Source organism: Streptomyces sp. NPDC048416, assembly GCF_043200435.1.
Taxonomy (GTDB): domain Bacteria; phylum Actinomycetota; class Actinomycetes; order Streptomycetales; family Streptomycetaceae; genus Streptomyces.
This window is the reverse complement of sequence record NZ_JBICXU010000004.1, coordinates 319,183-331,912: the sequence shown is the minus strand read 5'-3', so window position 1 is coordinate 331,912 and position 12,730 is coordinate 319,183. Positions and strand designations below refer to the sequence as shown.

Below are 12,730 nucleotides of genomic sequence, written 5' to 3'. Positions count from 1 at the left end.
TCCGGGCACCTTCACTTTCCGGCCAGCCGCCTGGTCAGAAAATGAGCCTGCGGGGCGGTTTCGTCAGGGACGGGCTCAGAAGCTGAGCTTGAAGTCCGTGACGGTGCCGGTGTCGTACCGGCCCTTGTCCTGGACCTTCAGCTTCCAGACGCCGTTGGCCGCGACACTGGAGGCGTTGACGGTGAACGTCTTGTCCATGTTCGCCGTCGAGTCCGAGGACGAGTTCTGCAGACGGAACGACTTGCCGTTCGGGGCCACCAGGTCGATCTGGAGGTCACCGATGTAGGTGTGGGTGATCTTCACCCCGACCTTGAGGGCGCTCGGCGCGTTGCCCGTGATGCCGGAGACGGTGACCGGGTCGTTGATGGCGTTGCCCGGGTAGTCCGGGATGGCCACGCTCGCGCTGTTCTCGAAGACCTTGCCACCGGGGTCGGTGCCGCCGCCGTGCCGGGCGCCGACGTTGATGGCCGCCCACGCGTCGGTGATGTTGTTGACCTCGGCGCTGTTCGCGCCGTACAGCTCGGTCGCCGCGGCGATGGTGCCGGCGCGGGCTCCCGCGTAGTCGGTGCTGGAGTTGAACTTGGTGCTCAGCGCCTTGTACCAGATGAGCTGGGCCTTGTCGCGGCCGATGCCGGTGACCGGCAGACCGTCGGAGGTCGGCGAGTTGTAGCTCACGCCGTTGATGACCTTGGCGCCGCTGCCCTCGGAGGCCAGGTAGAACCAGTGGTTCGCCGGGCCCGACGAGTAGTGCACGTCGAGGTTGCCGACACCGGAGTACCAGCTGTCCGCGGAGCCGCCGTCCTTGCTGGGCTTGTCCATGTAGCGCAGCGGGGTGCCGTCACCGTTGATGTCGATCTTCTCGCCGATGAGGTAGTCACCCGGGTCGGAGGAGTTGTTCGCGTAGAACTCCACCGAGGTGCCCATGATGTCGGAGGTGGCCTCGTTCAGACCGCCCGACTCGTCCGCGTACTCAAGGCCCGCGGTGGCCGCCGTGACGCCGTGCGACATCTCGTGGCCCGCCACGTCCAGCGCGGTCAGCGGGTCGTTGTTGCCGGACCCGTCGCCGTACGTCATGCAGAAGCAGCTGTCGTCCCAGAACGCGTTCACGTACGAGTTGCCGTAGTGGACGCGGGAGTAGGCGGCGACGCCGTCGCCGCGGATGCCGCTGCGGCCGAAGACGTTCTTGTAGAAGTCCCAGGTCTCGGCCGCGCCGTACGCGGCGTCGGCGCCCGCGGTGGCCGCGTTGGCGTTGGTGCCGTCACCCCAGGTGTCGGTGGACTGGGTGAACAGCGAACCCGTCCCGGACGTCCCGTGGTTGAGGTTGTAGGTCTTGTGACCGCCGCGGCCGGTGTCGTTGAGCGTGTAGCTCGACCCGGACTGCGAGGTGCCGAGGGTGACCTGCCCGCTGTAGCGGGTGTTGCCCACGCCGGTCTCGATGCCCTGCCACTGGTGCAGCTTGGCGCCCGTCTTGGCGTCCGTGATGACGTGCAGCTGGTTCGGCGTGCCGTCGTCCTGGAGCCCGCCCACGACCGTCTCGTACGCGAGGGTCGGCGCGCCCTTGACCATCCAGATGACCTTGCGGGCGCTGTCGGCCTTGTCCGCCTTCGAGCCGGCTGCCTTGGCGGCCTTGAGGGCCTGCGTGGCGGCGGCGGCCGGGGCGTTGGAGGGCGCGGCGGTGGAAACGCCCTGGAGCTGGGCGGTGTTCGCCTTGATGACGCCCTTGGTCTTGCCGGCCGCGGTGTCGACCATCAGGTCGCCGCCGAGGACGGGCAGGCCCTGGTAGGTGCGCTCGTAGCGGGTGTGGACGGTGCCGTCCTGGTCCTTGGCCACGTCGTGGACGACGAGCTTTTCCTGCGCGCCCAGGCCGAGTGCCTTGGCGGTGGTCGCCGTGGTGGCGGTGGCCTGGCGTATGAGCTCGGCGCGCTGGGAGGGGGTGAGGCTCACGGGCAGGGCGCCCGGGTTGCGTACCGCCTGGGCCTTGACGGCCGCGGTGGACGCGGAGTCGTCGGGGTGTGCGCTGGCGGTTCCCGCCTGGAAGCCGACGCTGAGCATGGCGGCTGCGGCGATCAGGGCGCCGGTGGCGGTGGCACGACGACGATGCGTGGATCTCACGCGAACTCCTTCTGCGAGGGGGATCCGGGCGACTGGGTGGGGTCGGCCGGGCAGAGCAAAGCGGAGCAGGTGCGGCAACGAAATGATGTGCGTGAAAACTGTGTGCGAGGAACGGGGGAAGAGTGCCAGCAGTGGAGAACCCGTGTCAGGAGCGCGTCAACAAGTTGGCCGAAAAACGTCCGTTGTCCGAAGGTCGTCGTTCGTTAAGCGGACGTTTCGCGGATGCTCACCGCGATGCCGTCGAGAAGTCGGTCGAGCCCGAAACCGAAGAGCGAGTCCAAGTCCATCTCGAACGGCTCGTGATCGAAGATGGTGGCAAGGACGGGGTAGCGGCCGCTCGACACGATGGCCGCAAACCGACCCCCGTTCTGGTCCATCCACTCCTCGTTGGAGACCCCGGTGTCCTGGAGCGCGTGCCCCTCCAACTCCATGGCGAGGCCCAGCCCTTGGACGAAGGCGATGAGCGTCAGATGCGCGAGCATCACCTGGTGCGTGCCCAGTGACGTGCCGCGCAGGGCCCGCAGCACCGACTCCGTGTACTTCATCGCCTCGGGCATGGGCTCCGGCCGGATGAAGGAGGCCATCGCCCGCGCCATCCAGGGATGCCGGCGATACGCGCCCCACAACCGCCGTGAGGCGTGCGTGAGTTGGTCCCGCCAGTCACCCGTGGGATGGCCCGGATCCGCCTCGGCGAACCCCACGTCCGTCATGAGCCGTACGAGCTCGCCCTTGCTCGGCACATGCCGGTACAGCGCCATCGTGGAGGCCCCCAGCTCGCCCGCGACCCGCCGCATCGAGAGCCCGGCAAGCCCCTCGGCGTCCGCGATGCGGACCGCGGCGGCCACGACGGCCTCGCGGCTCAAAGGCGGCGCCCCCTCGTGCCCGCGCGCCGGCACGGCATCGGCGACCACCGTGCCGACGCCCGGCACCACCCGCACCAGGCCCTCGCGCGCGAGCACGGCGAGCGCCTTGGTCGCGGTCGCCATCGCCACCCCGCTCTCGCGCACGACGGCCCGCGTCGAGGGCACCCGGTCGCCGGGCGCCAGCTCGCCCGAAGCGATGCGCTGCCGGATCCCGGCGGCGATGGAGAGATAGGGCGCGTGATCGGTCACGCCGGGCAGCGTACTAGTGCACCGTACGGCGTTCCACCCGCAGTGCCAGGGCGTTTTCAGGGGTGCACTAGGTCGACGGTAGCGCCGTACGCGACCCGCTGCTTCGCTCCCCCCATGAACACCATCACCGGCCCCCTCGCGGGCCGCACGGACCCGGCCCCACCGCGTGCCGGACGCAGGGAATGGACCGCGTTCGCCGTCCTCATGCTGCCGCTGCTCCTCGTCTCGATGGACGTCTCCATCCTCTACTTCGCCATCCCGTTTATCAGCGAGGACATCGCACCCAGCTCCACCGAGCAGCTGTGGATCCTCGACATGTACGGGTTCGTGCTCGCCGGTCTGCTCATCACGATGGGCGCGCTCGGCGACCGGATCGGCCGGCGCCGGCTCGTGCTCGCGGGAGCGGCGGTCTTCGGCGTGGCCTCGGTCGCCGCGGCCTACGCGGACTCGCCCCAACTGCTCATCGCCGTACGGGCCTTGCTGGGCGTCGGCGGCGCCGCCCTGATGCCGTCCACGCTGGCCCTGATCCGCAACCTCTTCCACGACGACAGGCAGCGCGCCCAGGCGGTCACCGCCTGGACCGGCGTCATGACCGTCGGCATCTCCTTCGGGCCCGTCGTCAGCGGAGCCCTGCTCGAACACTTCTGGTGGGGTTCGGTGTTCCTCATCAACCTCCCCGCCATGCTCCTCCTGCTGATCCTCGCGCCCGTGCTGCTGCCCGAGGTGAAACAACCGGTGGCCGGCCGCTTCGACTGGCCGAGCGCGGTGCTGTCGCTCGCCGGACTGCTCCCCGTCATCCAGGGCGTCAAGCAACTCGCCCGCGACGGCGTCGCGTTGACGTCGGTCCTGGCTGTGGTCGCCGGACTGGCGATCCTGTACGTCTTCGTGCGGCGCCAGTCCAGGATCGCCCACCCCCTGATCGACCTGGAGCTGCTGCGCCGGCGCACCTTCGGCGGCGCGGTGCTCGCCAACCTCTTCGCCATCGCGGCGACCGTGGGCATGGCGGTGTTCCTCACCCAGTACCTCCAGTCGGTGCTGGGCAAGAGCCCCCTCGATGCGGCGCTGTGGAGCCTCGTGCCCGCGGCGGGGGCGTTCGCGGGGGCGCCGAGCGGGGCGGCGCTCGCCCGGCGCTTCGACCGGGGCACCGTCATGGCGGTCGGCTTCGCCGTCTCCGCCTGCGGCTTCCTCGCGCTGACCCGGGTCCGCACGGACTCGCCCCTGTGGTTCACCCTCACGGCCTGTGCGGTGTACACGTCGGGCCTCGTCGCGGCGATGGCACTCGCCAACGAACTCGCCCTCGGCGCGGCCCCGCCCGAGCGGGCCGGATCGGCGGCCGCCGTCCTGGAGTCCGGCCAGGAGCTGGGCGGCGCGCTCGGCATGGCGGTCCTCGGGTCGGTCGGCGCGGCGGTCTACCGGCACGGCATGGCCGACGCGCCGGCCGCGGCCCGCGAGACGCTGGGCGCGGCGCTGGTGTCGGCGCGGGGGCGTGATCTGACGACGGCGTTCGATGCGTTTACGCGGGGGCTGGATCTGGCGGCGTTCTGTGCGGCCGGGTTGATGGCGGGGGCGGGGGCGCTGGCGCTGGGCCTGCTCCGGGTGCGGCGATCCGAGAGGGTGCCCTCGCTGACTCCCCCAGGGAGGTAGGCCCCTTGGAGCGCTTGCCTGTGGCGCCGGGGCTTGGGGGACCGGGGGTGGCTCCGTCGTCGTCCGAGCGCGAGTTGAGCGTGGCCGACCGCGCAGTTCCCCGCGCCCCTTGGGGTGGCGGTGGTCGGTTTTTGGGCGCGGGTCGGGCGTGGTTGCTCGCGCAGTTCCTCGCGCCCCTTGGGGGGGGTGGTGGTTGGTTTTTGGGTGCGGGCTGGGCGTGGTTGCTCGCGCAGTTCCTCGCGCCCCTTGGGGTGGCGGTGGCGAGGGGGAGGGTGGCTGCCGCTGGGTGTGGCTGGGTGTTGCTGGGCTGTCGGGGTTCCTCGGTGCTGCCCGGGGGGCGCGGGGAACTGCGCGAGCGGCCCACGGCGGTGGGCGGACGAAGGGCGGCGGGGTGTCCCCGGGGGTGCGGGGAACTGCGCGATCAGCCGTGGGCGGCGGGTGGGTGACAGTCGCGGTGGGTCCCCAGGGGGAGGGTGGCTGTCGCTGGGTGTTCGGGGTGTCTCGGTGCTGCTCAGGGGCGCGGGGAACTGCGCGGGCAACCCATGGCGGTGGGCGGACGAAGCGCATCGGGGTGCCCCCGGGGGCGCGGGGAACTGCGCGATCAGCCGTGGGCGGCGGGCGGGTGACAGTCGCGGTGGCGCCCCCCAGGGGAGGGTGGGTGTCGCTGGGTGTTCGGGGTGTCTCGGTGCTGCTCAGGGGCGCGGGGAACTGCGCGACCAGCCCACGGCGGCGGGCGGACGAAGCGCATCGGAGTGTCCCCGGGGGCGCGGGGAACTGCGCGACCAGCCCATGGCGGCGGGCGGACGAAGGGCGGCGGGGTGCCTCCGGGGGCGCGGGGAACTGCGCGAGCGGCCCACGGCGGTGGGCGGACGAAGGGCGTCGGGGTGTCCCCAGGGGCGCGGGGAACGGCGCGAGCGGCCCGCGGCGGTGGGCGGGTGAAGGGCAACGGGGTGTCCCCGGCGGCGGGGGCAGCTCAGGGTGGCGGGCGGGTGAGGGGCGGCCGCGGCGTGGGGGTACGGTGTCGGGCCCAGCGCCGTATCAGCGAGGAGCACACCGGTGACGGACAACCGCATAGGCCCACCCCACTTCGGCACCGAGCGCGAAACCCTGCGTGCCTTCCTCGACTACCACCGGGCCACGCTGGCCATGAAGTGCGAGGGGCTGGGCGATGAGGAGCTGCGGCGGGAGTCGATGCCGCCCTCCACGCTGTCCCTGCTCGGCCTGGTGCGCCACATGGCCGAGGTCGAACGCGCCTGGTTCCGCCGGGTGTTCGAGGACAAAGACGCCCCGATGGTGTGGTCGGACACGGTCGATTTCCAGGCGGCGTACGACACGAGTGAGGCGACCGGCGCCGAGGCGTTCGCGGCCTGGGAGGCCGAGGTCGAGCACTCCCGCCGGATCGAGCGCGCTGCCGAGTCCCTGGACCTCGCGGGCCGCCAGCCGCGCTGGGACGAGGAGGTGTCGCTGCGCATGGTGATGCTGCACATGATCCTGGAGTACGGCCGGCACAACGGCCACGCCGACCTGCTGCGCGAGGGCGTCGACGGCACGGTGGGCGCCTGACCCCCGCCGGGCCCCAGGCCCCAGGCCCCGGGCCCCGGGTCAGCGCCAGGGGAGGTTCCGCCACGGGCTGCCCTCGTGCTCGGTGAGGACCCGGTGCGCGTCGAGGCTCTGCTGGTAGAAGGGGCCGTAGGACTCCTCGTCGAAGCGCAGCACCCGCCCCAGCGCGTACCCGGCGGAGAAGTCCTCCCACGAGCGGTGGGCCGACTTGCTCAGCGCCCCCGCGTACACGATCGCCTGCTCGGCCTCGTGCGGGGTGCAGAACCGGGCCTCCAGTCCGCAGCGGGCCAGGTTCACCGCGCGGGCGTAGTCGTAGGCGACGGTGGTGGTCACCCGGCCGTCCGGCTCCAGCAGTCCGTCGGCGCGGAACCGGGCCTCGTACCGGATGATGCGCCGCACCAGCTCCTCGACGTGCCTGACCGTGGCGTCACCCAGCCCGATGTCCTGGGCGTGCCCCGCGGCGGTCTCGCGCCACAGCTCGGCCGGCGGCGGCTCACCGAGGCCCGCGCGCAGCTCCTCGCGCACACCGAGTACGAAGTCCGGCTCGGGCGGGCTGTTGCGCGCGTCGAGCAGAATGTCCAACTGACGCCTGAACGACGTGGGTTCGGTGATGTTCCACGATGAGCGCAGCGCTGCGAGCTGGCCGGCGTAACCGTGGTGGACGGTGCCGACCTCGTTCCACGGCACACCGCTCCCGGTCGCCAGATGCGCGCCGCACGCCAGGCCGTAGGCGAGCGGCCCGTGCAGGGCGCCGTGCCGCAGCGCGATCAGCCGGGCGCCGCGCGGGCGCTCGGTCTCCTCGTGGACGCGACGCCACATCGCACGGTGCTCGGGCGCGGCGGGCAGGAACAGCTGGGCGGGGGTGCCGGCGTTGACCGCGAGCAGCTGGTTCGGCCCGCGCCAGCCGAAGTCGGCGATCCACTCCAGAGACACGTCGTGGAACACCCAGTCGGGATGCCACGGCGGCAGCATCCCGCGGGTGAGCACCGGCTTGCACAGCCACCCCGAAGGGTCGCGGTAGGAGGGCCAGTGGACCAGGTCGGGCCGCGCGTCGACGTCCGCCTTCGGCGCCCCTATGTACAGCTCCTCACGGGCCAGCACCCGTAGCTGCGCCTCCACGTCGCCGCGCAGTCCCGCGGAGTGCAGCAGCCACTCCGTCTCCGTCGGCGCCGCCCAGCTGATCCCCGTTGCCGTTGCCACGTCCCGATCCTACGAAACCGGTCCCGGGCGGCACGGCGGCAGGTATGGGCGAGTGCACAGGGGAGGTGACGGACGAGCTCGCAGGCGAGGCGACGGGCAGGTGCACAGGCGAGGTGACGGGGAGGCGTGGGGGAGGCGTGGGGGAGGCACGGAAGAGGCCGTGCGGCGCGGGAAGGTTACTGTCCCCGGATGAACATTCCCGCCGAAATGCTGCCCCACGACGTCCAGTTGCGGATCGTCGTCCCCGACGACGCGGAGGCGCTGTACCGCGCTCAGCTCGCGAACCGCGAGCATCTGAGACCGTGGGAACCCCGCCGCGCGGAGAGCTTCTTCACCGTCCGGGGCCAGGCCGAGCGGATCGAGGGGCAGGTGGAGGAGTTCCGGGAAGGGCGTGTCGTGCCCTGGGTGTTGGAGAAGGACGGCGCCGTCATCGGCATCATCACGCTCTCCGGTGTGGTGCTCGGCCCCTTCCGCAGCGCGTCGCTCGGGTACTGGGTCGCCGCCGACCAGCAGGGCCGAGGGCTGGCCGGCGCGGCCGTGGCGCGAGTCTGTGCCATCGCCCGCGACATCGTCGGCCTGCACCGCATCGAGGCCGGCACGCTGCTCGACAACCACGCCTCGCAACGCGTCCTGGAGAAGAACGGCTTCGACCCGATCGGCATGGCGCCGCGCTATCTGCACATCGACGGGGAATGGCGCGACAACCGGCTGTTCCAGCGGATCCTGCACGACGGCCCCCCGCCGGGCCACTGACCGGGGCCCGGCGCCCGGCGTGACTTCCGGGCGCCGAGGGAGAGTCACCCGCCGGCCCACGGGTCCCTCGCGGGGTGTGCCGAGCCTGAGGGACGCCGCTCAGGCCAGGCTGTCCTGCCAGGCCCGGTGCAGGCCGGCGAAGCGGCCCGTGCCCGCGATGAGGTCGGCGGGGGCGCCGTCCTCGACGATGCGGCCGTGCTCCATGACCAGGACCCGGTCCGCGACCTCGACCGTGGACAGCCGGTGCGCGATCACCACCGCGGTACGGCCTCCCAGAACCGTGTGCATGGCACGCTGCACCGCGCGCTCGCCGGGAATGTCGAGCGAGCTGGTCGCCTCGTCGAGGATCAGGACGGCCGGATCGGCGAGCAACGCCCGTGCGAACGCGACCAGTTGGCGCTGCCCGGCCGAGATCCGGCCGCCCCGCTTGCGTACGTCCGTGTCGTACCCCTCGGGGAGGCCCGCGATGAAGTCGTGCGCGCCGATCGCCTTCGCGGCCCGCTCGATCTCCTCCCGGGTGGCGTCCGGACGCCCGATCGCGATGTTCTCGGCGACCGTGCCGGAGAACAGGAACGCCTCCTGGGTGACCATGACGACCCCGCGCCGCAGGTCCCGTACGGACAGGTCGCGCAGATCGGTGCCGTCGAGCAGCACGCGGCCCGGTCCGGGGCTCTCCTGCCCGGGCGCGGCCGGGGCGTTGGGCGACGGGTCGTAGAAGCGGGCCAGGAGCTTGGCGAGGGTGGACTTGCCCGCGCCCGTCGAGCCGACCACGGCCACGGTCTGGCCGGCGGGGATGGTCAGATCGAAGCGGGGCAGCACCTCGCCGCCGGTCCGGTAGGCGAAACTGACCTGCTCGAAGTCGACGCGGCGGCCCGGGAGTTCACTTACGCGCTCCGGCAGCGGGGCCGGCGTGGCCGCTTCCGGGACGGACGGGACCTGGGCGAGCAGACCGGCCACCTTCTCCAGGGACGCGGCGGCCGACTGGTAGGAGTTGAGGAACATGCCGAGCCGGTCGATCGGGTCGTACAGGCGCCGCAGGTACAGCACCGCTGCCGCCAGCACACCCAGGGCGAGGGTGCCGTCCGCGACCCGTGTCGCACCCCACAGCACCATCGCCGCGACCGCCGTGTTGGCCACGAGCCGGGAGCCCACCACGTAGCGCGCCATCTCCAGGAGCGCGTCCCCGTTCTTGCGTTCGTGCCGCCGGTTCAGCTCAAGGAACTCGGCGTCGTTGGCCCGCTCGCGCCGGAACGCCTGCACCGGCCGGATGCCGTTCAGGGTCTCCGCGAACTTGACGATCACCGCGGCGATCGCCGTCGACCGTGCCCCGTAAATGGCTCCGGCCCTGCGCTGGTAGACACGGATCAGGAAGTGCAGCGGCACATAGGAGAAGAGGGCGAGCGCGCCGGTGCCCCAGTCGAGCCAGAGCAGCATCGCGCAGATGTAGACCGAGGAGAGGATCACCCCGATCAGCTCCTGAAGCCCCTCGCTGAGCAGTTCCCGCAGCGACTCGACATCCGTGGTGGAGCGCGAGATCAGCCGGCCCGAGGTGTACCGCTCATGGAAGTCCACGCTCAGCGCCTGGGCGTGCCGGAATATCCGCCCGCGCAGATCGAGCAGCAGGTCCTGGTTGACCCGCGCGGAGGCCCGGACGAAGGCGTACTGGAAGAACCCGGAGGCCAGTGCGCACAGCAGGTATCCGGCGCCGACGGCGATCAGCGGCCCGTGGTCGTGTGCCCGGAACGCCGGTACGCCCCGGTCGATGGCGTACGCGACGAGCAGCGGGCCCGCCTGCGCCGCCGCCTGCTGCACGACGAGCATCAGCGTCGCAAGCACCACCCGGCGGCGCAACGGGCGCAGCAGCGACCGCAGCAGGGCGCCGGTCGCCCCGGCGGGCGCGGGCAGCTCGTCCCGGTCGAACGGATCGACGTGGCCCCCCGACGGCGCCGCCGGTTCGTCGCCGGTGGCCGTTTCCTCCCCGACCGTGGTCGTCATCGCCCGTCCTCCCGCTCGTCCCGGTGCTGGTCATCGGCGCCCGACATCAGCCAGGCGTATTCGGCGTTGCCGCGCAGCAGTTCCTGGTGCGTACCGACGGCCGCGATCCGGCCCTGCGACAGCAGCGCCACCCGGTCGGCCAGCATCACCGTCGAGGGCCGGTGCGCCACGACCAGCGCGGTGGTGTCCTCAAGCACCCGGCGCAGCGCCGCCTCGACCAGCGCCTCCGTGTGCACGTCGAGGGCCGACAGGGGGTCGTCGAGTATCAGGAACCTGGGCCGCCCCACGACCGCCCGCGCCAGCGCGAGCCGCTGCCGCTGCCCGCCCGACAGGCTGAGCCCCTGCTCGCCGACCTGTGTGTCCACGCCCTGCGGCAACCGGTGTACGAACTGGGCCTGCGCGATGTCAAGGGCGCGCTCCAGGTCCCGCGAACTCCCGCCGCCCATCAGGACGTTGTCCCCGACGGATGCCGAGAACAGCGTGGGCTCCTCGAACGCCACGGCGACGAGCCCGCGCAGCCGGTCCCGGGACATCCCGGCGATGTCCTCCCCGTCGAGCGTGATCCGCCCCCCGCCGACCTCGTAGAGGCGGGGCACGAGCGCGGTGAGCGTGGTCTTCCCGGACCCGGTCCCGCCGACCAGCGCCATCGTCTCGCCCGGCCGGATGTGCAGATCGACCCCACCCAGCACGGGCGAACTGCCCTCGGCGGCATCGGGATACCGGAACAAGACCCCGTCGAACCGAATCCCGTCCGCGACCGACACCGCCACCTCAGCCCCTCCGGCGTCGGAGGAGCCGGGGTCCGCCGGCAAGTTGACGGACGCGGCCACCCCAGCCTCTCCGGCGTCGGAGGAGCGGGGGTCCGGGGGCAAGGTGTCGGGCGTGGCCACCCCAGCCCCTCCGGCGTTTGAGGAGCGGGGGTCCGGGGGCGGAGCCCCAGGTGCACGGTCCGCAGGCGATGCGACGGGCGTGGCCACCCCAGCCTCTCCGGCGTCTGAGGAGCGGCGGTCCGCGGGTGACGCGACGGGCGTGGCCACCCCAGCCCCTCCGGCGCTTGAGGAGCGGGGGTCCGGGGGCGGAGCCCCTGGTGCACGGTCCGCAGGCAAGGTGACGGCGGAAGGGGCCACGGGGGCGGAGCCCGACGCGGGGCCCAGGGGCAGCGCCCCCTGGGGGTCACCCGGGGGCACACCCCCCGAGGGGTGGCTCGCGGAGGCGCCCGGCGCCTCAGCCTCCTCCCGCACATCCATCGCCTCAAAGAACCGCTCCGTCGCCGTCGCAGACTCCTGGCTCATCGCCAGCAGGAACCCGATCGACTCCACCGGCCACCGCAGGGCCAGCGCCGTGGACAGGAACGCCACCAGCGTCCCGGCCGAGAGCTCACCGTCGGCCACCTGCACCGTGCCGAGCACCAACGCCGCCCCGATGGCCAGTTCGGGAATCGTGGTGATCAGGCCCCAGATCCCGGCGAGCAGCCGCGCCTTGGCGAGCTCGGTGCCGCGCAACCGCAGGGCGAGTTCGCGGAAGGCCAGCGCCTGGCTGCGGTGCTGCCCGAACCCCTTGATGATCCGGATGCCGAGCACGCTCTCCTCGACGACCGTCGTCAGATCACCCACCTGATCCTGCGCCTGCCGGGCGACCAGCGAGTAACGGGTCTCGAACAGCGAGCAGATGACCACCAGCGGGATCACCGGCACCAGCAGCACGAGACCGAGGCTCCACTGCTGCGAGAGCAGGATCGCGAACCCGGCGAGGATCGTGACCGCGTTGACGACGAGGAAGGTCAGCGGGAACGCGAGGAACATCCGCAGCAGCATGAGGTCCGTGGTGCCGCGCGACAGGAGTTGGCCCGACGCCCACCGGTCGTGGAAGGAGACCGGAAGGCGCTGCACATGCCGGTACAGATCGGCCCGCATGTCCGCCTCGACCCGTGCGAGCGGCCGCGCCACGAGCCAGCGCCGGAACCCGAACAGCGCCGCCTCCGCCAGCCCGAGCAGCAGCAGGTACGCCGCGCCGAGCCACACCCCGCCGGGGTCGTGGTCCGCGACCGGCCCGTCGACGATCCACTTCAGGACGAGCGGGATCACCAGGCCGAGGCAGGAAGCGATGACGGCCACAACTGCCGCACTGAACAGGCGCGTTCGTACGGGTCGTACGTACGGCCAGAGCCTCAGGAGCGAGCGGGTGGCCGACTGGTCCTTGGTAGCTGCATGTGATTCGGACATCAATGCTGAGCCTACGGAGAGGCACTGACAGTGCCCACCGAGTTTCGACCGGGCCCCGCTGGTCCGCTGGTCCTAGGACCGGTGGAGCCGCGATCGAGCGACCTCCCCGTCCGGACCCCGAACCGGGACCCG

At 72.1% G+C, this 12,730-nt stretch carries 8 protein-coding genes; 3 read left to right on the top strand and 5 right to left on the bottom strand.

The window, feature by feature from the left end; translation table 11 throughout:
* Positions 1-75 precede the first annotated feature (75 nt).
* Complete coding sequence (locus ACGFW5_RS08095) at positions 76-2,112, bottom strand: M4 family metallopeptidase (RefSeq protein WP_393833331.1); 2,037 nt, start codon at positions 2,110-2,112, stop codon at positions 76-78.
* A 203-nt stretch (positions 2,113-2,315) separates the two neighbouring features.
* Complete coding sequence (locus tag ACGFW5_RS08090) at positions 2,316-3,224, bottom strand: TetR/AcrR family transcriptional regulator C-terminal domain-containing protein (protein WP_393833330.1); 909 nt, start codon at positions 3,222-3,224, stop codon at positions 2,316-2,318.
* Between the two features lie 114 nt (positions 3,225-3,338).
* Between ACGFW5_RS08090 and ACGFW5_RS08085 the strand changes: the two genes are divergently transcribed.
* Together ACGFW5_RS08085 and ACGFW5_RS08080 are read left to right on the top strand one after the other, a co-directional pair.
* Positions 3,339-4,868, top strand: coding sequence for an MFS transporter (locus ACGFW5_RS08085; protein WP_393833329.1), 1,530 nt, complete (start codon positions 3,339-3,341; stop codon positions 4,866-4,868).
* A 1,056-nt stretch (positions 4,869-5,924) separates the two neighbouring features.
* The gene (locus ACGFW5_RS08080; protein WP_393833328.1) at positions 5,925-6,431 is read left to right on the top strand and encodes a DinB family protein; all 507 of its coding nucleotides are present in this window, start codon (positions 5,925-5,927) and stop codon (positions 6,429-6,431) included.
* A gap of 39 nt (positions 6,432-6,470) precedes the next feature.
* Here ACGFW5_RS08080 and ACGFW5_RS08075 read toward each other — a convergent pair whose 3' ends face one another.
* Positions 6,471-7,628 carry a DUF1266 domain-containing protein gene (locus ACGFW5_RS08075; protein WP_393833327.1) on the bottom strand — a complete coding sequence of 386 codons (1,158 nt, stop codon included), beginning with the start codon at positions 7,626-7,628 and terminating at the stop codon, positions 6,471-6,473.
* A gap of 189 nt (positions 7,629-7,817) precedes the next feature.
* On the opposite strand from ACGFW5_RS08075, the gene ACGFW5_RS08070 reads away from it, so the two are divergent.
* Positions 7,818-8,381 carry a GNAT family N-acetyltransferase gene (locus ACGFW5_RS08070; protein ID WP_393833326.1) on the top strand — a complete coding sequence of 188 codons (564 nt, stop codon included), beginning with the start codon at positions 7,818-7,820 and terminating at the stop codon, positions 8,379-8,381.
* 99 nt (positions 8,382-8,480) lie between these two features.
* Here ACGFW5_RS08070 and ACGFW5_RS08065 read toward each other — a convergent pair whose 3' ends face one another.
* Both ACGFW5_RS08065 and ACGFW5_RS08060 read right to left on the bottom strand, forming a co-directional pair.
* The gene (locus ACGFW5_RS08065) at positions 8,481-10,376 is read right to left on the bottom strand and encodes an ABC transporter ATP-binding protein (RefSeq protein WP_393833325.1); all 1,896 of its coding nucleotides are present in this window, start codon (positions 10,374-10,376) and stop codon (positions 8,481-8,483) included.
* On the bottom strand, positions 10,373-12,598 hold the full coding sequence (locus tag ACGFW5_RS08060; protein ID WP_393833324.1) for an ABC transporter transmembrane domain-containing protein: 2,226 nt from the start codon (positions 12,596-12,598) through the stop codon (positions 10,373-10,375). Before ACGFW5_RS08060 ends, ACGFW5_RS08065 begins: the two co-directional genes overlap by 4 nt.
* Positions 12,599-12,730 lie beyond the last annotated feature (132 nt).

What these genes read in the sequence shown, in the direction of transcription:
- ACGFW5_RS08085 (WP_393833329.1), top strand. Translation starts at nt 3,339, where the DNA reads ATGAACACCATCACCGGCCCCCTCGCGGGCCGCACGGACCCGGCCCCA.
- ACGFW5_RS08070 (WP_393833326.1), top strand. Translation starts at nt 7,818, where the DNA reads ATGAACATTCCCGCCGAAATGCTGCCCCACGACGTCCAGTTGCGGATC.
- ACGFW5_RS08065 (WP_393833325.1), bottom strand. Translation starts at nt 10,376, where the DNA reads ATGACGACCACGGTCGGGGAGGAAACGGCCACCGGCGACGAACCGGCG.
- ACGFW5_RS08060 (WP_393833324.1), bottom strand. Translation starts at nt 12,598, where the DNA reads ATGTCCGAATCACATGCAGCTACCAAGGACCAGTCGGCCACCCGCTCG.